General features: G+C 32.8%; 20 protein-coding genes. 9 read left to right on the plus strand and 11 right to left on the minus strand.

The features are described from left to right. Positions 1-341 precede the first annotated feature (341 nt). Positions 342-1,478: a glycosyltransferase family 4 protein gene (locus AAHN03_RS05865; RefSeq protein ID WP_342278445.1), complete on the minus strand. Its 1,137-nt coding sequence runs from the start codon at positions 1,476-1,478 to the stop codon at positions 342-344. 89 nt (positions 1,479-1,567) lie between these two features. Between AAHN03_RS05865 and AAHN03_RS05870 the strand changes: the two genes are divergently transcribed. Together AAHN03_RS05870 and AAHN03_RS05875 are read left to right on the plus strand one after the other, a co-directional pair. Next, positions 1,568-2,482, plus strand: a complete 915-nt coding sequence (locus AAHN03_RS05870) for an NAD-dependent epimerase/dehydratase family protein (RefSeq protein ID WP_342278446.1) — start codon at positions 1,568-1,570, stop codon at positions 2,480-2,482. Further along, positions 2,479-4,854, plus strand: a complete 2,376-nt coding sequence (locus AAHN03_RS05875) for a glycosyltransferase (protein WP_342278447.1) — start codon at positions 2,479-2,481, stop codon at positions 4,852-4,854. The genes AAHN03_RS05870 and AAHN03_RS05875 overlap by 4 nt, the downstream gene beginning before the upstream one ends. Positions 4,855-5,377: 523 nt before the next feature. Here the strand turns inward: AAHN03_RS05875 and AAHN03_RS05880 are convergent. After that, positions 5,378-6,439, minus strand: coding sequence for an IS110 family transposase (locus AAHN03_RS05880; protein WP_342278432.1), 1,062 nt, complete (start codon positions 6,437-6,439; stop codon positions 5,378-5,380). A gap of 145 nt (positions 6,440-6,584) precedes the next feature. Beyond that, a complete protein-coding gene (locus AAHN03_RS05885) occupies positions 6,585-6,746 on the minus strand; it encodes a hypothetical protein (protein WP_341761148.1) in 162 nt (53 codons plus the stop codon). Between the two features lie 365 nt (positions 6,747-7,111). Between AAHN03_RS05885 and AAHN03_RS05890 the strand changes: the two genes are divergently transcribed. The 7 genes from AAHN03_RS05890 (at position 7,112) to AAHN03_RS05920 (ending at position 15,956) form a co-directional block, all read left to right on the plus strand. Next, positions 7,112-8,011 (plus strand): Rpn family recombination-promoting nuclease/putative transposase, encoded by a 900-nt coding sequence (locus AAHN03_RS05890; protein WP_342278448.1) that lies wholly within the window; start codon positions 7,112-7,114, stop codon positions 8,009-8,011. A 125-nt stretch (positions 8,012-8,136) separates the two neighbouring features. Then, a complete protein-coding gene (locus AAHN03_RS05895) occupies positions 8,137-10,110 on the plus strand; it encodes a UvrD-helicase domain-containing protein (RefSeq protein ID WP_342278449.1) in 1,974 nt (657 codons plus the stop codon). A gap of 131 nt (positions 10,111-10,241) precedes the next feature. Beyond that, entirely contained in the window at positions 10,242-12,056 is a 1,815-nt protein-coding gene (aspS, locus tag AAHN03_RS05900) for an aspartate--tRNA ligase (protein ID WP_342278450.1), read from the plus strand. A 236-nt stretch (positions 12,057-12,292) separates the two neighbouring features. Further along, entirely contained in the window at positions 12,293-13,567 is a 1,275-nt protein-coding gene (locus tag AAHN03_RS05905; RefSeq protein ID WP_342279200.1) for an MFS transporter, read from the plus strand. A gap of 377 nt (positions 13,568-13,944) precedes the next feature. Then, positions 13,945-14,337 (plus strand): cytochrome c maturation protein CcmE, encoded by a 393-nt coding sequence (gene ccmE, locus AAHN03_RS05910; RefSeq protein WP_342278451.1) that lies wholly within the window; start codon positions 13,945-13,947, stop codon positions 14,335-14,337. Between the two features lie 198 nt (positions 14,338-14,535). Then, positions 14,536-14,778 (plus strand): hypothetical protein, encoded by a 243-nt coding sequence (locus AAHN03_RS05915; RefSeq protein ID WP_342278452.1) that lies wholly within the window; start codon positions 14,536-14,538, stop codon positions 14,776-14,778. Positions 14,779-14,819: 41 nt separating this feature from the next. Then, positions 14,820-15,956: an FAD-binding oxidoreductase gene (locus AAHN03_RS05920; protein ID WP_342279201.1), complete on the plus strand. Its 1,137-nt coding sequence runs from the start codon at positions 14,820-14,822 to the stop codon at positions 15,954-15,956. 220 nt (positions 15,957-16,176) lie between these two features. Here AAHN03_RS05920 and AAHN03_RS05925 read toward each other — a convergent pair whose 3' ends face one another. The 8 genes from AAHN03_RS05925 to AAHN03_RS05960 all read right to left on the minus strand — a co-directional run bounded on the left by AAHN03_RS05925 (position 16,177) and on the right by AAHN03_RS05960 (position 23,834). Then, complete coding sequence (locus tag AAHN03_RS05925; protein WP_341761540.1) at positions 16,177-16,338, minus strand: hypothetical protein; 162 nt, start codon at positions 16,336-16,338, stop codon at positions 16,177-16,179. A 156-nt stretch (positions 16,339-16,494) separates the two neighbouring features. Continuing rightward, positions 16,495-18,165, minus strand: a complete 1,671-nt coding sequence (locus AAHN03_RS05930) for an IS1634 family transposase (protein ID WP_342278361.1) — start codon at positions 18,163-18,165, stop codon at positions 16,495-16,497. Between the two features lie 296 nt (positions 18,166-18,461). Then, positions 18,462-20,453 (minus strand): excinuclease ABC subunit UvrC, encoded by a 1,992-nt coding sequence (gene uvrC, locus AAHN03_RS05935; protein ID WP_342278453.1) that lies wholly within the window; start codon positions 20,451-20,453, stop codon positions 18,462-18,464. Between the two features lie 71 nt (positions 20,454-20,524). Continuing rightward, positions 20,525-21,934 carry a sodium:solute symporter gene (locus tag AAHN03_RS05940; RefSeq protein WP_342279202.1) on the minus strand — a complete coding sequence of 470 codons (1,410 nt, stop codon included), beginning with the start codon at positions 21,932-21,934 and terminating at the stop codon, positions 20,525-20,527. A gap of 59 nt (positions 21,935-21,993) precedes the next feature. Next, positions 21,994-22,428: a type II toxin-antitoxin system RelE family toxin gene (locus AAHN03_RS05945; protein WP_341762286.1), complete on the minus strand. Its 435-nt coding sequence runs from the start codon at positions 22,426-22,428 to the stop codon at positions 21,994-21,996. After that, complete coding sequence (locus tag AAHN03_RS05950) at positions 22,391-22,612, minus strand: DUF6290 family protein (RefSeq protein ID WP_342278454.1); 222 nt, start codon at positions 22,610-22,612, stop codon at positions 22,391-22,393. The genes AAHN03_RS05945 and AAHN03_RS05950 overlap by 38 nt, the downstream gene beginning before the upstream one ends. 69 nt (positions 22,613-22,681) lie before the next feature. Continuing rightward, entirely contained in the window at positions 22,682-23,113 is a 432-nt protein-coding gene (tsaE, locus tag AAHN03_RS05955; protein ID WP_342278455.1) for a tRNA (adenosine(37)-N6)-threonylcarbamoyltransferase complex ATPase subunit type 1 TsaE, read from the minus strand. 34 nt (positions 23,114-23,147) lie between these two features. Continuing rightward, positions 23,148-23,834 (minus strand): hypothetical protein, encoded by a 687-nt coding sequence (locus tag AAHN03_RS05960; protein WP_342278456.1) that lies wholly within the window; start codon positions 23,832-23,834, stop codon positions 23,148-23,150. Positions 23,835-23,895: the final 61 nt, after the last annotated feature.

Genomic DNA, 23,895 nt, shown 5'->3' on the forward strand with positions numbered 1-23,895 from the left:
AAACCGCTTTAAGAATGCATTTTTCCTTGTATTAAAGCCAATTCGGGATAAGAATTAACTAATTCTTATCCCGAATTGGGGTTTTACCCATAAGTTTTTAAAAACCTGCCTTAGTTTCTTGCCATCCATTAAAACTGCCATTTATGCTACTACTTGGTTTATTGTTAAATTGTGATATACTGCTCGTAAATGAAGAGTTGGTAGACGATAGTATAACTTCAAGAAGAGCTAGGCAGTAGCAAAGTCGAGCGACGTAGCGTACATGAGTAACGGAGCAGCGCAGATCTTTGGTCGCGGGAACGCCAATTCTTGGAGTTCACCGAGTATACCAAATCTAAAAATTAGTTTATATAAAAATTAGTCATTTTCTCGGAGATTAATTTAGAGTCATATTTTTCTAAAATATCTTGTCGAATTTTTTTACCTAGGTGTTTTCTAAGTAGAGGCATAGTGATTAATAGCTCCATAGCTCTTGCTAAATCTTCTGTATTTTGCGGTTTAACTAATAATCCGTTTATTTGGTCTTGTATTAATTCTCTACCACCTGGGACATCAGTAGTAATAATGGCTCTACCATATGCCCCAGCCTCTAAAAGACTACGGCTTAGCCCTTCACGGTAGGAAGGTAATGCTGCAATATGTGCTTTTTTCCATATTTTTTCTATATTTTTCTGATAACCAAGATATTTGATATATCCTAGATTTTGATAGTCTTCTAATATTGATTGTGCTATTGATTGCTTATTATCTTTGTCAGGTTCGCCAACTAACCAAAACTCAGCATCTATACCTTTTTGTTTTAATATTTTTGCAGCATATATAAATTCATATATACCTTTATCAACAATCATTCTAGCTACCAATGCCACCACTATTTTACTACCTAGTGGTTCTAGAAGAAAAGGAAACTTTTCAGTTTCTATACCAACGCTGCATTGTTTAACAATTAAATTTTTGGGTGCTATAGCTAATTTTACCAGTAAGGCTAAATCATCATCGTTTTGTACGACAAATAGCATGCTTCTATAATATCCTATTATAGATATTATTCTAACTATAATGCTTCTAACTAATCTTAGCAAAAAATTACTACTTATAAAAATTAAACCCATACCAACAAAAGTGTTAATAACTTGCGGTAAACTCTTCTGTTTTGAGTATATGCTACACAAGAAGGCAGTTATACTCCCATAAAAAATTGGTTTTATAGTAAAATTATGCAATATATCCGGTTTCTCTTTATTTAATATGCTAATTAACTTGCTTAATAATACTAAATCAGTAAAAGGGTTGATACTTCCACGCTTTATTGAAATTGGAATTACTCGTAAACCATGCTGTTCTATCTTATCTTTAAATTCACTAATATTTGTTAATACTTTAACTTCATAGCCTTGCATTTTAGCGGTTAAAGCAATTGGCAGAAGATGGGCATAAAAGTGCCAATCTGTATTTGTGAAAATGATAATTTTTTTCATTTGCTTTTCTTAATAATAATTCTATAAATAATACCATAGAGCAAATACCCACTTAATTATATCATAAAAATTAACTGCACTAATACCATATGTCAAATTATTTAGTCACTGGAGGTGCTGGTTTTATCGGTTCACATCTTGTTAACTTACTAGTAAAAGAAGGCAATCAGGTTGTAATATTAGATGATCTTTCAACAGGTAATTTTAATTATTCGTTTAATAAAAATGTTGAATTTATTCAAGGGAATATCTTAGATCAAGATATTTTAGAAAAACTATTTAGAAATATTGATGGTTGCTTCCATCTTGCAGCGATAGCAAATGTACAGGAATCAATTGATAATTGGTATCACAATCATCAAGTGAATTTAACGGGAACTATTAATATATTCCTTCAGGCAAGTAAACAGAATATACCAGTTATATATGCATCATCTGCTGCTGTTTATGGTACAGTAAGTGACTTTCCTTTACAAGAGAATGGTAAGGTAAACCCGCTTTCTCCTTATGCAGTGGATAAATTAGCCTGTGAGCTGCAAGCTAAGGTTTTTGGTGAGCTTAAATCTCTTAAAACCTGTGGCTTACGCCTTTTTAATGTTTATGGTAAAGGGCAACTTAGAGGTTCTGATTACTCTGGTGTAATATCAATATTTAAACAGAAAGTAGAAGAAGGTAAGGAGTTGGTTGTTTTTGGTGATGGTAATCAAAGTCGTGATTTTATACATGTTTCAGATGTTACCAATATGTGCGTTAGAGCCTTGTCTATTGCGAGTACCTCAGCCCCTGTACTAAATGTTTGCACGGGACGTACCTATTCTATAAATGAACTTATTCAACTAATTAATAAGATTGCTATTGTTAAAGGGATAAAATATCTACCAAGTCAGGCTGGGAATATAAATATTTCTGTTGGCAGCACAGAATTGGCTCAGCAACTTTTAAATTATATGCCAGTATATGGGTTAGAAGCTGGATTATTAGAGTTATTTAGTGTAAATTTATGAATTCAAAAGAAACCCTGATTTTAGTATCTGATGTTAGGGGATGGGCTTTTGATAACGTCGCTCAATATGTTCAATCTTTACTAAGTGACCAATATGATTGTCATATTATTTACAGCTGTGATTACAAAATATATAAGGATTTTTTAATCAAATTAAACCAATATACTTCTATTAAATTAATACATTTTTTCTATCGTGGCTATCTGACAGAATTACTAACAAGCATAGCAGATAATTCTAGTAATAGTAAGGCTACAGGAGAAATATTAGTAAATACTACCATTACCACTAGCATACCTGATCATCTATTTATTGAAAGTGAAAGTGAAATATTAAAAAATTTACCAACTTTCCAATTTATTGATAACTACTACACTACTTCTAAAAGATTATATGATATTTATGCAAATATCATAGATTATCCAAAGCCTTGGCAAGTAATTTATGATAATGTACTAATTCATGATGTGGAATCAAGTCATGATGAAGATCATGCAAGTTTAGTTGTAACATGGATTGGTAATAGTTCTTGGGGAAGTTGGCATAGTAGTACTCCTGATTATAAAGGTCTAAAAACAGTAATTATACCGGCACTAGAACAGCTTGATAAAGATGGAATTCATATCAAAAGATGTATAGTGGATAAAAATGAGCTAATACGTTCTAAACAAGAAATTTGGGAGATTTTAAAAAAAACAGACATTTTGCTAATAGCATCTGTGCAAGAAGGAACGCCGCTAACCATCATTGAAGCTATGGCATTTGGTTGTGCAATTATCACTACGGATGTAGGTATTGCTAGGGAGGTGTTACCTGAGGTGCAGCATGAATTTATAATTAACAGGAATCATACAGGATTTATAAATGCAATAAAAAAATTAAATGTTGAAAGGGAACTATTAGCAAAGATTAAACAACAAAACTGTTTATCTTATCAGGAAATCTTTGCAAATAAAACTCAAATGCAAAACTTATGGTATTCATTTATAGAAGACTCAGTAAACAATCATACCAAAAAACAGATATTACAAACAAAACAACAAATTTTAAGAAATATAGAGCTTGTTAATAATAAAGATTCTTCCTTTGTAACGTATAGACTACTCTCAAAAATCCTTTTTCCCCCCTTTCTTAAAGAAATAGCACGATTTCTTCTAAAATATTCTTGGGTTAAGTTGTCTGTTAGACGAATAATTACTATGTTCTATTCTTTTTTTTCAAAAAATGACTATGATAATTTTAAAAATTTTATAATCAAATATCAAGGACAAAATCAAGATCGATGTCATTCCAGCAACGATGGAAATCTATATCCGCTGCCTCTAGGACAAAAAGATATTGATGATATTTATGTAATTTATCCTAGCATTTTTCTTGGAGTTGCTAATTCCACTAAAGGATTATTTGATAAAACAATTCCTTTTCCTATGGGGAAACTCAACGTTTTGATAAGTTATATTAACTCGTATTTACCTGACAAAGTTATTACTCAAATAGCAAAATTACTTATAAAGACAGGTATTAAAAACTTAATTATATCTGGAGGGCTTGATGTTCATATTCAATTAGTAGAGAAGCTACATGAAATGAAAGGGGATAATTGTTTAAATATCTACTATTTATGGCATGGTTCTCCTGCCCAATGGGTAAATATTGGTCATTGCCAAATTTTTTATAGATGGTTGAATTTATATAAGCGGCATAAAATTAAAGCCATTGTTACTCTGAAAAGTGGTCTAGAACAATTTCTTATAGCCAATGGTATACAATCTTATCTATTACAAAACTTCATACCATTGTTGCTAGAAAAAAAGATAATTTCCCGAGAAATTTTAAATTTACTAGGTAAATTTAAAATTGGTATATGGAGTACATCAAACATATGGATCAAGAATCTCTACCCTCAATTTGCGGCGATAAGTATGTTTAAAGATCGAGTTTGTTGTTATACTAATTTCTCTTTTGATAACAATAAATATGCTTCTTGGATGATGGAAGATGTAGAACTTAAAGTTTTTCCTGAGAATTTACCACATAAAGAATTAATAAAATTGATGGCAAATACTAATTTAACTTTATACATTACTAATTCGGAATGTTCCCCTATGATAGTTTTAGAAAGCCTAGGTTTAGGAGTGCCTTGCTTAGTTGGTCCTACAGCGGATGTTTATGATGATGAATTTTTACGTGATATGTTAACGGTTAACCGTGTTGACTGTCCGTTAACTATATTTAATGCCGTAGAAAAGGTTCAACAAAATATTGATATAATTTGTTCTAAGCTACCTGACTTCATTAAAAAATATAATGAAAAAGCTCTTGTTTTAAAAAACTCTTTGCTGACGGTTATAAAAGATAATCATATGAATTGACTATACTTAACTTCAACCACATTGGTTAACAGGGCAGTTTAAAAGTCCCAACTAATGATAGAAAATACTAAATTATAGAAATAAATAGTTGTCATCGCGACTCATCTTCGAGATAAATATGAGCAGAAATTATGCTATAGAACGTGAGTATTATGCGACGAGTGGAGTGTAGAATTAAATTCTCGTTACTGACTACATGTATGAACCTCCTGTAAAATGCAAGAAAAAAATAACATCTAATAGCAAAAATGCAAATGCATACATGTATCCGGCTTATAGTTAATAAATTATGTGTAATTTATCCTACAGCCCTGATGGAATTCGCTGGCTTACAAATTTACTATATACTTATCATTTTATCGGCTTCAAAGAGCCATTGTAGTCACCAGTTTCTTTGTAAGCTAAGGTTTGTCTTATTTACCATCAATATTATTATCTCACGCATATTCCGGGTTGGAATCTCTTACATATTCTTTGTTTACCTATTAATTAATAAACCACTATTTATTTTATTTTATGTTAATTATAATAGCTTTGTGCTACAAACTTTACTCTCTACATAATCATCCCCTGACCTTAGTACTGCAAACACCACTCTTGCCAGTTTATTAGCTACAGCAACTACTGTTTTATTATGTCCATTTCGCTCAGATAAATTAAACATCCACTGCGTAAATTTGCTAAAATCTTTTTTAGATTTTTGTTCTTCCAATGTAAATCTTATCTTGGCATTTAGTACAGCTCTAGCTCCTTGGATCAATAGAGTACGCAAGTAAACATCACCTCGCTTGCTAATTCCAAGCAACTTATCTTTCCCTCCACTGGAATACTGCCTTGGCACTAATCCAAACCATGCCGATAATTGCCTACCATTCTCAAAACTTGTAGCATTACCTATTGATGCTATTAAAGCAGTAGCAGTAATTAAACCAAGACCAGGTATAGCTGTTAATCGTTGATATTGAGTTAAGTTGCTAGCTATTATTTTTAATCTTTTTTCTATCTCTTTTATTTTTTTGTCATTATCCAAAAATTCCTCTTTCAGTTCACTAAATGTTTGATAACCCAGCTGGCTTAAATTTCCTTCATCTAAAATCTCGGTTAATTTTGTCATAACCTTATTGATCCCTTGAGGAATAATAAAACCAAATTCATGTAGTAGACCCCTAATTTCATTAGCAAGGGCAGTACGATTTTTTACCAATCTCTCTCTTACTCGATGAATTGATAAAATATCTTGTTGTTCTACAGTTCTAATTGGTACAAACCTCATATTTGGTCTTGTTACCGCTTCACATATAGCTTCTGCATCAGCTTGATCATTTTTATTAGTTTTAACATACGGTTTGACAAATTGTGCTGCCATTAGTTTTACTGTATGCCCCAATTTAGTTATTTCTCTTGCCCAGTAACTAGCTCCGCCGCAAGCTTCCATCCCTACCAAACATTTTGGTAAATTAGCCATAAATGTTAAAACTTGATCTCTCATTAATTTTTTCTTTAATACCGTCTTACCATTTTTATCTACACCATGAATTTGGAAAATTCTTTTTGCAATATCTATACCAATTGTGGTAACTTCCATCTTAGCATCCTGATTGTTATTTTAATATTTAATATTAACTTTAGAAGATTAGCAACTGCTTTTCATTCTGTATATCAGGAGATCCATACCATTATTTTTTCACCTGTGGAATTTTATAATAAAGAAATACTGATAAAAGTGTACTTTAATGACAAGAGTTTTTATTTGAAACAAAACAATGGTAATACACATAAGAAGCATTATGTTGACTAATTTTTAGTATGTCAAGTAGAAAAGTGATGTTTACATGACTACAAACTTCATGCCAAAACCACTGCAAACCTGATTCTTTAGACGTTTTAAGCACTTTTTTGTCTCGAAGATGAGTAGCGAGCCACAAAGTGGTGCATAGGCGTCAACTTAAGAGCGTAATGATTGAGCATGTATAAACAAATTAAACACAGCCATCATAGCAAGGCTCGTTAGATGCCGTGGCAATCCAGATAAACAGCGAAGCTGTTTTTTAGAGTAACGCTTCGCGTATCTTAGATTGCCGCGTCGCCGCTTGCAGCGGCTTCTCGCAATGACATTTATGCATTTTAAAAAACAAACTTTTCTATCATTAGTTGGGACTTTTAAATTACCCTGTTGGTTAATTTAATAATGAAGCTAGTAGTACTATTGATTTTATGCTATATTAGCTAATCACTACTAATAACATAAATAATTATTATGAGTAACGATAAACCGTTAATTTCCTTTGACTATGCTATTAAGTACCTTCTGAAAGATAAAGGCGATTATGCTATAGTAGAAGGTTTTATCTCAGCTCTTCTTAAGACCAAGGGTTATAAGGACGTTAAAATAGTAGCCTTACTTGAGGTCGAGAGTAACAAAGAAGATAGTAAAAGCAAAAGAAGTCTAGCTGATGTAATTGTAGAAGACGAAGATCATCATAAATACATTATTGAAATCGAGCGTAATGTTAAGGATTCTTTCATTCATAAGGCCTGCTTTAACACCTCAAGACTCATCGTTGATAACCTTGCTCAAAGAGAAGATTATACCCAAATAATAAAGATATTTCATATATCCCTACTCTATTTTCCTATAGGAAATGGTAATGGAGTTATTTACCATGGTAAAACTATTATTCATGAGATAGAAACTAATGAAAGATTAAATGTGCATATTAAGAATATGGAGACTTTTGAGGTTTTTGATGCTACTGACATCCTACCAGAGTATTTTTATATATCAGTGCCTTTGTTTAATGATCGTTTAGAGAAAGAGATTGATGACTGGCTACATGTCATGAAATATGATAAAGTACCACCAAACTATCATTCGCCTTATATGAGCCAAGTAGCGGATAAGCTTAACATTCTCAAAATGACCAAAGAAGAGAGGGCAAACTACTCCTATTACCAAAAAAAACTTTATAACGATAGAGATGAATTGCAAGTTGCTGAAGCTAGAGGTGCAGCTAGAGGTGCAGCTAGAGAAAAAATTGTTATAGCTAAAAACTTACTTCAAGCTGGATTATCAATTGACGTCATTGCTGAGTCTACTGGTTTGAGTATAGAGGAAATCCAAAAATTAACTCTTGTAGCTAATGAACCTCAAGTTTAGCTTATGGAAATTTTAAAAAATTGAGAATTGGCATGATAAGTTTTTGATGTTTCCGGTATCATTATAAATAAAATATCAAACTATCTGATTATAACTCCACTAATCTACAATTGTAGTACTAGATCATGACACAACAAAGTTTCCTAAACTCATTAAATCCTCAACAACTGCTAGCAGTGTCCCATGTACATGGTCCTATTCTTGTGCTTGCTGGAGCAGGGACTGGTAAAACTAAAGTGTTAACGACTAGAATAGCCAACATAATCCAGCAAGGGTTAACTCTACCTCAAAATATTCTAGCAGTTACTTTTACTAATAAAGCTGCTAGAGAAATGCAAGATCGAATCAACAAAATGATTGATTGTTATGGGCTAAATATAGGTACATTTCATTCTATAGCAGCAAGAATTTTGCGTCAGCAAGCAGAACATTTGAATTTTAGCTTGAATAGTAGGTTTACTATTATTAGCCCTGATGATCAGCTTAAATTGGTTAAAGATATAGTTAAGCAGAAAAATATAGATACCAAAAAATATGTTCCCAAACTTTTACATATTATTATTTCGTGTTGGAAAGATCAGGGGTTATTGCCGTATAAACTTTCTGAATCTGATATTAAGCTACCAATTCATAAAGTGGCTCAATTTGTCTATGACGAATATCAGCAAAATTTACTAGCATCTAATGTAGTAGATTTTGGGGATTTACTACTTTACAATAATGAATTGTTTATAAAAAACCCTATAATATTAAAGTATTATCAGGAACAATATAAATATATTCTGATTGATGAGTATCAAGATACTAACGCTGTTCAGTATCTTTGGGCAAGGATGTTGGCAAGTAGCTCAAAAAATATCTGCTGTGTTGGTGATGATGATCAATCTATATATAGTTGGCGGGGTGCAGAAGTTGGTAATATATTACGTTTTGAAAAGGATTTTCCAAATGCTACAATAATAAAATTAGAACAAAATTATAGATCTAGCTCAAAAATCTTATTAGCTGCATCAAGTGTAATTGACCATAATAAGAATCGTCACGGTAAAACATTATGGACTGATAAAAATGATGGAGAAAAAATTAAAATTATATCTTGTTGGAATGATAAAGAAGAAGCAAGATTCGTTGTATCTGAAATTAGCAAGTTAGTTACAGAGGGAAAGTATAATGCAGGATTAGTTGCGATATTAGTTAGAGCAGGTTTCCAAACTAGAGCATTTGAAGAAGTGTTTATTAGTAATGCATTACCATACAAAATTATTGGTGGTCTTAAGTTTTATGAACGAATGGAGATACGTGACTTACTTGCCTATATACGTATCACTTTAAATCATAGTGACAATCTTGCTCTTGAACGCATAATAAATGTTCCAAGGAGAGCTATTGGTAATACCACATTAAAACAAATAAAAGATTATGCGGTTGAACATAATATACCTATTATTGCTGCCATTCGTCAGATGTTACAAGCAGAAACTTTTAAAAATAAAGTCAAAGATAGTCTAAACAAATTTATTAGTAATATCGATAATTGGAGTTTTCGATATAAAAATGACCCGGCTGTTAATGTCACTAAATCTTTACTAGAAGAATCAGGTTATCTTGAGATGCTACAAGAAGAAAAAACAGATGAAGCAACTGGCAGAATTGAAAATATTAACGAAATGCTTAGAGCAATCGCAGAATTTGATAATATTCAAGATTTTATAGAACATTCTAGTTTGGTAATGGAAAATGAGGAATTAGAATCAAATTTTGGTGGTTCTGTTAGCATTATGACGCTCCATGCTGCTAAAGGTCTTGAATTTGATCTAGTTTTTCTACCAGGTTGGGAAGAGGGGGTGTTTCCACATCAGCGATCACTAAAAGAGGGTGAAAAAGGTCTAGAAGAAGAGAGGAGAATCGCCTATGTGGGTATTACTAGAGCTAAGAAAGACCTATATATTACTTATGCAGAAAGTCGTTTTATGTTTTATGAAATAATAAGATCCTCTCCTTCTAGGTTTCTTGGAGAAATACCAGATAATGTTTGTGTTAGAACTTCTTCAACTAAACAACTTAATTATTTAGGTACAAAACACAAAGTTTCTTTTTAATCTTTATAAAATTATTTCATAAATGGTATTAGTGTAGTTAATTTTTATGATATGCTGTCCTTTAGGTAAAAGATAATTGCTTGCTTAATAGAGATATTTTTATATAATCTTTTCATTTTAAGAGATATAGAATGCATAAATATAGGACGCATAATTGTAATGAATTGCGATTAAAGGATGCTGGGCAAAGGGTAAAATTATCCGGCTGGGTACATAGAAGAAGGGATCACGGTAATTTAGTCTTTATTGATCTTAGAGATCATTTTGGTATAAGCCAGTTGGTGTTTACTGATCAAAATCCAAGTTTAATGGATGATGCTAGTCGGTTAAGGTATGAATCAGTTATAACTGTTGTAGGTAGAGTGGTAGCAAGGAGTGATGAAACAATAAACGACTCGTTAATGACTGGTAAAATTGAAATATTGGTAAGTGAGTTTATAGTTGAGTCTAATGCTGAAAGTTTACCATTGTTAATCAATTCTGATCAACCTGCCCCTGAAGACACTAGACTGAAATATCGGTTCTTAGATCTTAGACGCGAGAAATTACATAATAACATTATGTTAAGATCGCAAGTTATAGCTCATATACGTCATCTGATGACGCAAAAAGGGTTTACGGAGTTTCAAACACCGATTCTAACGGCTAGTTCACCAGAAGGAGCTAGGGACTTTTTGGTGCCAAGTAGATTGCATCCTAGTAAATTTTATGCACTACCACAAGCCCCGCAGCAATTTAAACAATTGCTTATGGTGTCAGGATTTGATCGTTATTTTCAAATAGCCCCTTGTTTTAGAGATGAAGATGCTAGGGCTGATAGGTCACCAGGTGAGTTTTATCAGTTGGATGTGGAGATGTCTTTTGTTACGCAGGAAGAGGTATTTAATACCATTGAGCCGGTAATGTATGAGATATTCAGCAAATTTTCTGATAAAGAAGTATCAAATACACCTTTTATACAAATTCCATATGAACAAGCAATGTTAAAATATGGTTCTGATAAGCCGGATCTTAGGAATCCACTGATCATTGCAGATGTTACAGAATTATTTAGAGATTCTAACTTTGCTATTTTTAAAGAAAATATAAAAAATGGCTCTGTTGTTAGAGCTGTGCCAGCTCCTAAAGCTTCTGCTTTACCTAGAAGCTTCTTTGACAAAATGGCAGAGTTTGCGACTTACGAGGGGGCAAGTGGGCTTGGTTACATCCAGTTCCTAGAAGATGGGCAAGCTAAAGGACCTATTGTTAAATTTCTAACAGATGAGCAATTATTGAATTTAAAGTCTTTAGCGAATCTACAAAATGGTGATGCTGTCTTCTTCTCTAGTGATAAAGTTGATAAAGCATCTAAACTTGCCGGCAAGCTACGAACTAAATTAGGGGAAGAATTAGATATACTTAAAAAAGATTGTTTTGAGTTTTGTTGGATAACAGATTTCCCATTTTATGAATTAAATGAACAAACCAAAAAAATAGATTTTAGCCATAACCCATTTTCTATGCCACAAGGTGGTATGGCAGGTTTAGAATCAGCCAAAACAGTAGATGATCTACTAGCCATTAAAGCTTATCAATATGATATTGTTTGTAATGGTATCGAGTTATCTAGTGGTGCAATTAGAAATCATAAACCGGAAATAATGTATAAAGCTTTTGAGATTGCTGGATACTTCCCGGAAGTTGTTGATAAAAAGTTTGGTGGTATGATCAGGGCTTTTAAATTTGGTGCCCCTCCACATGGGGGGATAGCCCCTGGAATAGATAGGATGGTTATGTTATTAACTGATTCAACTAATGTTAGAGAGGTAATAGCTTTCCCACTAAATCAGCAAGCGGAAGATTTATTGATGAATGCTCCTGATTATATTGATGAAAAAGCTTTAAAAGAGCTTAATATTAACTTAGCACCTTCAGTCAGAAATAAATTGTTAACTGAAGGTTCTTAAACAGAGTACCCTAGATTTTTATGTCACTACTGTTAGGAGTCCTTCCGAGCGTCATTGCGAGGAGTCGCGAAAAAGCGGCGACGCGGCAATCTAGGATACACGAAGCGTTACTCTAAAAAAACAGCTTAGCTGTTTACTTGGATCGCCACGGCATCTAAAGAGCCTTGCTATGACGATTATAGAAAAATGTAGGGTACTATGGTTCTTAATCAGAGTACTATAATTATGAGCAGTATATAGTGAAAAAAAAAACAAGAAATAAAATTATCGGAGCATTTCTAGGTACAATAGTTGAATATTATGATTATGGTTTGTATGGTTTTTCTGCTGGTATTATGGCAGCAAAATTCTTTCCAAACACTGATTATCTAACTAATCTAATAAATGTTTTTGCTATTTATGCGATAGCATATTTATCAAAACCTATGGGATCAGTGATTTTTGGTCGTATCGGAGACTTGTATGGGCGTAAAACTGCATTAAGTATAACCATCATAGGTATTGGAATACCTACGATGGTTATAGGCTTCCTACCAGAATACTCATCTATTGGTGTGTGGGGTGCAATAATTTTGGCTTTGTGTCGCTTTATGCAAGGTTTTTTTATAGGTGGAGAATATGATGGAGCGGCTATTTATGTTATCGAACATTTAGGGGAGAAATACCGATATACAGCTTCAGCAATAACTCGTTGTACTGGGGTTGTAGGTTTATTACTAGGGAATGGGGCGACCAATTTTTTTAATGCCCATATTTTTCCAGATTGGAGTTGGCGTATTCCTTTTTTCTTTAGTTTACCTTTAGCTTTAATCGTTTTATATTTTCGCCGAACATTTGATGAAACACCGGAATTTAAAAAGAATCAAGACAGTAAAGCGAAGACGCAAAGCTTGGCTAGTTTAATTAAGAAGCAGTGGCGAGTTATTTTGATGGCAGTCTTTCTTGCTGGTGGATTTGGTGCAACTTACCAAATATCCGTTATGTTTATGAAACAATATTTGCCTATGGTTCTACCGCAAACTAGTTTCATTATTAGTACATTTTCAGTTTTAATAACCATATGTTTTGCCATTCCTATGCCTATTGCTGGCTTGTTAGCAGATCGGCTTAGTCAAATGTTAGTATTTAAGTTTAGCTTATTTGGTACTATTGTATCTAGTCTATTATTTATTATATCCGTTAACTATCAGATGGTTAATTTAGCTTTGGGTTCTTGTTTAATGCTAGCATGTTTTGTTGCTCCTTTCAATGCTCTTTCTCATGGTATCATGACAAAAGCTTTTGCTGTCAATGATCGTTATCGTGCAGTAAGTCTTGGTCATAATATTGGGTCAATGTTGATGTCTGGCAGTGCTAGTTCTGTTTGTTTAATATTAATGAGATACCTAAATTTTCAATTATTGCCAATCATATATCTTATGTTATTTGCAATATTAGCATATTTTATGGCAAAATGTTTTGAGAAAGATTATAAAAACAAAATTAAGTTACAAATTGATATCAATTTATAAAATTTATCTTTTATACTACTATAGTTGTAGTACTAGCGTCAAAACAATGTCATCCCACAACTGTTAAAAGTTAGTAAATACAGCTTCTTTATACGTCATGAGCTACGGAGGCTGTAAAGCCGACTAAGCAATCCAGTAATATTATCTATAGATTGTTTCCTAGATTGCTTCGCTTACGCTCGCTAATAGACGCTATGGTATAGGTATTTGTAAACTTTCAACAATTGTGGGGGTTATGCGTAAGGAGGTGAGTTAAATATCTTATACCAAATTGAGATTATAATAATCATAAAATTAAAAGGATATAATGCAAGAGAGATGTCAGACTAAGAAATGTCAGGCTAATATTATTATAAAATTAAAGTTAGATCTAAGTAATGCAAAAAAAGGTAAAAAATAGATTAAAGTTTATATTATTTTACCTTTTATGCAGTGCTGGGGGAATATATATGGTATTATACAATCTTGAAGATAGTATAGTATTTTTTTACCCTACGTCAAAAATTAACGAGTCAAAACTTGGCAAAGAATTGAGAGTAGGGGGCTTAGTTAAAGTAGGTTCAATCAGAAAAATTACTGCTGATAAAGTGCATTTTGTCATTACAGATGACATTAAAGACCTAGAAATATCTTACCAAGGGGTTTTACCCGCTTTATTTCGTGAGAATCAAGGGATAGTAGCTGTAGGTAAATTATCAGGTAATATATTCATAGCTCGTGAGTTATTAACTAAGCATGATGAGAATTATTCTCCAGCCTCACCTACATAGTACCCTACATTTTTTGTATAACCACTATTAATATGGCTTTCAACCGTCATTGCGAGGAGGCGATGGAATCGCCGACGTGGCAATCTTATAAAGTATTACTCCTCACTTCACGAGATCGCCACGGCACCTAACGGTGCCTCGCGATGACGGTTATACAAAAAATGTAGGGTACTATGAAAAATATGCTATGAGACAATAATGATTATTCGAATCATCTTACCAATCATCTTAATTTTAACATGTTTTTTTGTAGTTAAAGTACAAGCTTTACCTGTTACTCGTGATACAGGTAGCTTACATGATACTGAAATCTTTGGGTACGAAGTTATTCCCAGAGAGGATAGTATTGAGTATATAAAAAAAATAATTAACAAAGCACAGGATAAAAAGATTCATCTTACTGTGAAAGGAACGCAGCATAGCCAAGGAGGACACAGCTAAGCCGGGGTGGTATAGTTCTAGACTTATCTAATCTTAATAATATAGAACTTTTAGGAAAGAACTTAGTGAGGATACAAGCTGGAGCAACATGGAAACAAGTGATTGAATTCCTAAATCCTCTAGGTTTATCTATTGCTGTTATGCAATCAGATTATGATTTTAGCATAGGGGGTACAGTCTCAACTAATGTTCATGGTTGGCAAGCTAATAAACCGCCAATGGTTTCTACCATTCATGGTTTTCATATTTTAACTTCTGAAGGGAAGGTAATTTACTGTAATCGAAGCGAGAATTATGATTTGTTTAAAGCTGCAATAGGTGGTTATGGAATGTTTGGAGTTATCATAGATGTTGATCTTAAAATAGTTCCAAATAGATTATATTGGTTGAAACAAGAGGTTTTTAATATAGGTGAATTTCCTAGCTATTTTCAGAGAGAGGTTAAAGATAATTCAAAAGCCAATATGTTCTTCGGTAGGTTTTCTATTAGCAAAAGATACTTTTTAAAGAGGCTTATTGTAAAGATATATGAAGATTATGATTTACCAATTGCTAATTCTTCTCTTTCCGTTTTAAACGGAACAGATGAATTTGTTAGCTTATTATTTGCCTCCACTTATAATAACCAATTTTTTAAGAAGATTCGTTGGTATATTGAGACAAGTAAAGCGGTTAACAAAGTTTTTAAAACAGCATCACGTAATCAATTATTATACCAGTCTACAAAAGTCTATACTACTAAAGATCCGAAAAAAATAGATCTGTTACAAGAATATTTTATTCCTATAAACCGTTTTAATGAATTTGTCAGTTTCTTGCAGACTCTTCAAAAGGATATTAGCCCTTATCTTATGAATCTTACCTTGAGACATATTGAGGGAGATTCTGAAACTTTGCTAAATTATGCAAAAGAAGATATGTTATGCTTTGTGATGTTATTACGTGGTCCTAAAACTGAGAAATTTGATCAAGATATAGGCAGAGTGGCAATTAAGATAACTAATAAAGCTTTACAGTTAAACGGCAGTTATTATCTTCCTTATAGACCTTATCAAACAAGGTTGCAGTTTATGCAATCTTACCCAAAATTTCATCAATTTAAAACAATAAAGAATAAATATGATCCAAAGATGATTTTTGTTAATGAATTTTATAAAAACTACTTAGAAGAGTTATGATCAAATTTAGGTTATACTCGGTGAACTTCAAGAATTGGCGTTCCCGCGACCAAAGATCTCCGCTGCTCACGTCTCATCTTCGAGATAAATATGAGCAGAAATTATGCTATAGAACGTGAGTATTATGCGACGAGTGGAGTGTAGAATTAAATTCTCGTTACTGACTACATTTTTTCACCTGTGGAATTTTATAATAAAGAAATACTGATAAAAGTGTACTTTAATGACAAGAGTTTTTATTTGAAACAAAACAATGGTAATACACATAAGAAGCATTATGTTGACTAATTTTTAGTATGTCAAGTAGAAAAGTGATGTTTACATGACTACAAACTTCATGCCAAAACCACTGCGAACCTGATTCTTTAGACGTTTCAAGCACTTTTTCGTCTCGAAGATGAGTCACGTACTAATGTACGCCTAGCAGCTCGACTTTGACACTCCTAGCTCTTCCCGACTTCCGCATTTTTTAATAAGGCATAAGCTTAGAAGGGTCATAGTGCTGGGATTTTTAAAATTTAGGCACAACATTATTTTGTTATTTTAAATATATTGCAGCATGGTCTGAACGTTTGATGTTAAAGGTTTTATAGATTTTTCTAGCTTCGTTTTTTATTGCACTTGGTAGTCTATAAAGATCACCAGTCTTTGTATGTCTTAAGATTGAATCCTGTACTGATATTAATAATTCAACGATGTTAGTTACACTGATCTTTTGGGTCAGAGCAACCTTGTATTCTATAGTTTTAAGCACTGCAAAACTCATATAACACACAGCTATGTGTGCTTCTATCCTTTGTTTAGTCCAGTGAAAAATTGGACGCATTTGTAAATTATGTTTATTGATTCTAAATTGCTCTTCAATTACCCATAATCTAGCATATTTTGCTATTGCTTCATGTGGAGTTATAGTCTGGTCATTGGTGATTACCCCATGTATGCCATCCCACAACGCATCCTGCTCTATCTTCTCTGCGTCAATATAGCTCTTGCCATTTTCACTAGAAGTATATTTTTTTACTCCACTATTAGATATAAGTTTTTTAGTACTACCAAACTCACCAATAGTCTTATTAATTTTATCTAAAATTTTTTGTCGCTCCTGTGCATCATTAATAGCCCTTTTAGATTTATAACTGGTAATTAGACGTTTACCATCATGCTCTAGATCGGCAATCCAAGTAAGATCATTGCCTATAACAGTAGGCTTATAGTTTTCCTCTGATAATATTTCTTCTTTCTTTTCTTTCTTGAGTGTTTTAAGCTTTGCTGCCACAATATAACGATAACCACCTTCATCGAGAGCTTGCAAGTTAGCTTTACTAAACATTGCACGATCAGCAATAAAACAGACATCTTTAACTTTAAGATACGCTTGCCAGCTGTTAATTGATTTAATTAAGGTGCTAACTTCTGCGGTATTACCACTAAACAGCTCATAGCCAAGTGGTAATCCATCCTCATTAGTTGCTAGGGCAAGAACTAGTTGGGTAGTATTAAAGCGATGATCTTTACTATAGCCAAAGGCTCTTAGCTCATCTATTTCTACTGATTCAAAGTATAGTGTAGTAACATCAAAAAATACTAGGCTAATCTCTTTATTAGGAATCAGGGTTAGGGTGTTTTTAAAGCATAATTCTTTAATTTTAGGTATTTGCTCATGTAATTTGTCCATCATCCGATAAGTAGCATCTAGATCATGATGCCTGTCAAATTGATCGCTTAAATACTCAACTATCCCTTTTTTACTATTTGGTCTTACCATACGGGCTAACACTAAATCCTTCAGCATCCCAGCGTCACGTTTCCTTGCTAGTAACTGGTTAAAATGCATTTGATCATAAACATGCCCCCCTATTTGATGCACTCCTTCAACAACTCGCTTGACTTCTACAACCTCATTTAGTTTTACTTCGTTAACAGGTAGAATATCTTTTAGCAGCTTGTTAGTTGGACGACCTCTTTTAACCTCGTTAGTATCATCAGTAAACAAATTCCCCTGCCCAGTTGCAGCTTCTCTCTCAGCTTTAATCTTGGCAATCAAATATTGTGCTAGGGCAACTAATTTAGCTTCTTCTACTTCATCTACGAAGACTCCTAAATGACGTACTATACGCTGTTTGACGTTACCTTTACTATCACGATAACCTTCCACTATTTGAATAGATTGCCTTGGACTATTAGGAGTTTTTTTACGACGTATGTACATATTAGGGCTATAAAATATGGGGCTATATTTAATTAATTAAATAATAAACAACATCGCAGTTAAAGTCAATAATAAAATATCTACTAGGCACAACAGAACGAGAGTACCACTTCACCTCCTTACTAATGCCACTTATAACAACTAATATCAAAAAATCTGCGGAAGTCAGGACCTGATTCTTTAGACGTTTCAAGCACTTTTTCGTCTCGAAGATGAGTCACGTACTAATGTACGCCTAGCAGCTCGACTTTGACACTCCTAGCTCTTCTTGAAGTTGACCTTCGTCTACCAACTCTTCATTTACGAGCAGTATATTTGTTATGTAATGATGTAAAAATATGCTTTGCAAGGGTTTTGCTTATACCTTTTACCTTAGATAATTCCTCAATAGTAGCATCGCATATTGCTTTATATGAGCCAAAATAATGTAACAAGGCTTTTTTTCGGATAAGACCAACTGAATTTATGTCATCTAAACTAGAGACTTTAATAGCTTTAGAACGACGTAGCCTATGATTTTTTATAGCAAAATTATGTGCTTCATCACGCAGAATCTGTAAATATTTCATGACTGGCAGGTTTTTGTTGATGGTAAAAGCTTCTTTACCAAGCATATGAAATTGTTCGCATCCAGCATTCCTGTCAGGTCCTTTTGACATACAAACAAATGGAATTTCAAGATCAAATTCTGCCATTATTTTTTGTACTACTGATAGATGTCCTTTACCTCCATCAATAATCATTAAACTAACTACACTCTTATGCTTTGAAGAATTGGTTTTTGCAAATACTTGCGGGGTATTCGCGTACTCACGTACTTCATGTACGCCTAGTTCGCTCACCCCTTGTTTATTGTCCCCATTCTCCAAATCATTTGAGTATATACTTTTTGGATGTTCTTTTTTTAATCTTGTAAATCTTCTTGTTAGGACTGTTCTTAGCATTTCGTAATCATCACCTCCTTTGGCATCTCCCTTGGCAACAGGTATATTAAATATCCTATATTCTTTTTTATCGAATCCGGATTTAGTTGCAACGATCATACTACCTACAGCAAATGTTCCCATAATGTGACTATTATCGTAAACTTCGATTCTATCTGGTAGTAGTGGTAGGTTGAATAATTGTTGTATTTGTTGGAAGATCATTTGATTTTTAGCAAATTGTTTTAAATGCTGATCAAGTGCTAGCTGACCATTCAATTTAGCATTTTCTAATAATTTGACTTTATTACCACGGATAGGATGTATTATATACAATTTATTATTACCACTAAGTTGTTTAATAGCTTTAGTTACTAATTCTAGATCAATGATTGGATGATTTATAATTATCTCATTTGGAACTGGATTAGTTTGATAAAACTGATTGATAAATTGTGTTAGAATCTCAGTTTTGTTGCTTTCATCCGTTTGAAACGGAAAATATGCTATATTTCCATAAGATTGACCAAACCTGTATACAAACAGTTGAATACAATAACAATTATTCTTTTCAACAATGGCTATAACGTCAGCATTTTTTATAGAACTACTAGATAAGGTTGATTTTAGTTGGATATAACTCAGCGCCTTTATTCGGTCTCGTATTTCGGCAGCAGCTTCAAAACGTAATTGTAGACTTAATTGTTCCATTTTGTCAGACAGAGTTTTTTGTAGTTCCTTAGTTTTGCCAGTTAAGAAGTCTCTTACTTGGCTAACCAGCTCACTATAATCTTCTTTACTAATTTTGCCAACGCATGGGGCAGAGCATCTAGCAATTTGGTATTGTAAACAAGGACGCTTGCGGTTCTTAAAATAATTATCACTACAAGAACGTAGTTTAAAAATTTTTTGTAATTCTTTTAGGGTAGTATCTACTTGCTCTGAAGAAACAAATGGACCAAAGAATTCACCACTAGATAAATTTTTTCCTCTATATTTAATTAATTGTGGGTAATCAGTATCCAAACGTAATTTGACATAGGGAAAAGATTTGTCATCTTTAAGTAATATGTTAAATTTTGGCTGAAACTTTTTGATTAATTGTGCTTCAAGTAATAAAGCTTCAATTTCAGAATTAGTAACATTATACTCTAAATGATGTGTTAGAGATACCATGCGTATTGTTTTATTGTCAAGTTCAGTTTTAATATAGTTAGTAAGACGTTTTTTTAGATTCTTAGCTTTCCCCACATAGATAACTTGCTGATCAGCACTCAGCATTCTATAAACCCCAGGAAGATTAGGAGCATTCTCAAGATGAGATTTTATTAATTCACTACCTATAAGTTTAGATTTTTGTAACATAATTTACCAAACAACTAGAGTTCGACATAACATTAACTGTACGTACGACTGTACTCCTTATTTATCAAGGCTTATAGCTCAACTTTCAAATTACCCAGCTTTTTGGTAATTAATCCTATGCAGAAGACTAACAAACTGCACATAGTACCAACAAATACCCCCTTTAGACGAGAATTATGAGTGAAAAAATATGACCAAATGAGAAAAGATGTGATCCCACTTAATCCACATAAAACCATCATGCTTTGTGTTATAGTAATGTTGAAAAGAGCAAATACTAAAGGGACTAATATTAGTGGTCCCCAAAATCCAGTAATAAACATTACTAAATCAATTACATTATTAAATTTTAAGGCAACAATTATTGCAAAACTGCCGATTATGACATTAGTAATTCTAGCAATTAACAATAATTTCTTTTGATTTTGTATTTTAAAAATAGGATTTAATAAGTCCTTCACTAAGGCTATTGAGGTAACATTTAAATCAGAATCAGCGGTAGACATAACTGCTGCAAGTAAACCAACTATCACAAAGCCTTGTAACCCTGAGGGTACTATTTGATCAATTAGGTGTGGTAATGCAAGATTAGAAGAATAGTTGGGATAAAGATTATAGGCAATCAGACCATTTAAGGTGATAAATATTAAGAATATAGCATATATAACTGATTTTATATATATAGCGGTACTAGTCTTTTTTGCATTATTATTAATTAGAGCCCTCTGAATAAAATTAGGATATAAGTTCATTACACAAAAACTTAGCATGACAGTTATCGTATTAATAAATATCTCACTGGCAAAATTATTATTATAGATAAAATACACTTTTTCACTAGGTAGTTGTTGGATAAATTCACTGATGCCAACTTTATTGAGACCACATATGGCAATAACTGGAATAGCCATTATCATTGCAAAAAATTGTAATAAATTAGTAAACATAATCGATTGTAATCCTCCAATAGTTGTGTAGATGATAACAATTCCATAACTTAATATTACTCCTTCTAAATAATTAATCTTTAAAATATATTGAAAAATATAACCACTAACACTAATTTGGGCAGCAACAAAGCCTATAGATACCATAACAGACGCAGTGCCAGCAATAAAACGACCTGATATACTATAATATTTTACCATTATATCGCCGACACTTTCTGCTCCATAATGTTTAGTTATTTGGGGTACAAGATAAATAGCTATGAGTATATCGATTGGTAGAGTGAGTATTAGTCCATAGCTATACGATAAATCACCGGAAAAGGCTTTTTCAGCAATACCAAAAGTAGCACCTCCACCAACAGATGAAGCAAAAATAGTTGCAACCAACAATAGTTTACTATTGCTAGTCTTGCCTTGAACGGTAGCATAATCTGTAAAACTTATAAGTCTAGATCTGTAGTATGTACCAACAACAAGTATTGATAGCAAGTATACCAATACAATAATATTATCAAGGGTCATTCTAATTATTTTTATTGAAAGTGGCAGAGTATAATATAAAAAAACTTTTTTGTATTACTTAAACTACGCTAACTGCAATCATCTTTATATATATCTTTTCTATGTTTTATAGCGACTATGAAAATTGTTTTAATTTTCGGCTCAATTCTATAGACAATACGATAATCGCTAACCCGGAGGCGTCTATGACCTTTCAGGCTGTAACGTAAAGGTTTTCCAAAACCAATAGGGTCGATCATCAAACGCTCTTCAATAACTTTTTTAATAAGTGCCTTAGCTTTTGTAGAGAGAGAAGGAATGTGTTTGTTTATTACTTCTTCTAAATAACATATACTCGAATGATTTGGAGAATTGGATTTGAAAATGAAGGGCGAGCGAACGGAGTGTACATTTAGTACATGAGTACGCGAGTTCCTGATATTTTCAAAAAACAATTCTTCAAAGCAGAAGAGTATACTTGATATTTTACTTCCATGCATCATCATGGCTATAAGTTTTAACATCGTCCTTATCAAGTTTCTCCGCTACTTTAGATAAATAGAAGTCCTCTCGCATTTCTAAAGCTTCAAGAGCTAATTCACGCACTAAACTCGCAACAGACTTATGCTCCTGATGGGCTAAATGTGAAAGTAAGCCAGCAGTTGTTTCTTCAAAAGTTACATTGATTCTTGGGTTTTTTGTTGCCATGATGTATAGCTTTATTAATGTTTAGCATAAGTGCAATGTAACACTTTTACATCACTTTGTCAAGGGATGTCAGAAATAAGAAATACTACAAGATCGTTTGTTACCTTCGAGTATTTGTAAGTGAATTTTGGTTATAGGTCTAGGTAATATTTTTTCAATTAATTCTGGCCATTCAATTAGACAAAGATTACCCTGAAAGGCTTCTTCTATACCTAGTTCATAAATTTCTTCTAAGTAGTTTAAACGATAAAGATCAAAATGATAAATCGTGAATTTTGATGTTGTATAAATTTGTAGCAAATTAAAAGTAGGACTGATGATATGAGTAGCAGACCCACAAAAATACTTTATAATCTCTCGACATATAAATGTTTTTCCGCAGCCTAAATCACCGGAAAAAGTTATAATTTCACTCGATTCTAAATTTTTAGCAATAGTTTGTGCAAACGATATAGAGTCTTGTTCATTGTTTAAAATAATAGACTCTTGTTGAAATTTCATTGTATCTTCAAATTTGGGGATGAATCAATAGAAGCTAGGAAACTGACTGTTTCTCCTCTTCTAGGCGATCAACCTTAGTTAAGAACCAATCTGTATTTTTAGAGATAAGGCTTCTAGAAAACGTCCATTCTTCTTGCATATATTTTATACTACTAGTTATTCTTTCACCTGTGAATAATACTTTTATGAAAATATTATTAGCGAATGTATAAGCTTCAGAAATTTTGGCATCTAGTACGCTGCCATTAACAAATTCTCCATAGGTTTCAGAGAAAATATGGAATTCTTGTATATATCTTTTATCCACCAATGTAAGTAAATCTTCAATATCATCATCATTAGAGGCTTCAATAATCAGTTCCAAGGCTGCTTTTGCACTATGTAAAAATTTTCTTGCTTTAAATGATGGAAGTTTAGCCGATACAGCTTCAAGACCAGCTATTATAGCAGTGGAATTCTCTTCAACTATTAACCCATCAAGCTCCATAGGGTTAATAGGAGGGGTTTTCACCATGCTATGAGGCAAATTATTCTTAAGAATATTACTAGCAGCAGTGTTTGCTGTATAAGTAACGTCTTTGATTCCTGTTTCCCCGAAAAAGGAAGATTTGCGTTTAGCTGGATCATCCTCTGATGTAGAGCCAAGAGTAGCAATTAGCCTATTTATAATAAAAAAAGCGACTCCAGCAAAAATTAACAACTCTATTATTTGAGCAGACATTAATATAACTCTATTAGTTTGAATTCTTTATACTATTCAACAGTTGTGGCGTCATTGCGAG

The organism is Candidatus Tisiphia endosymbiont of Myopa tessellatipennis (assembly GCF_964031105.1).
Lineage (GTDB): Bacteria > Pseudomonadota > Alphaproteobacteria > Rickettsiales > Rickettsiaceae > Tisiphia.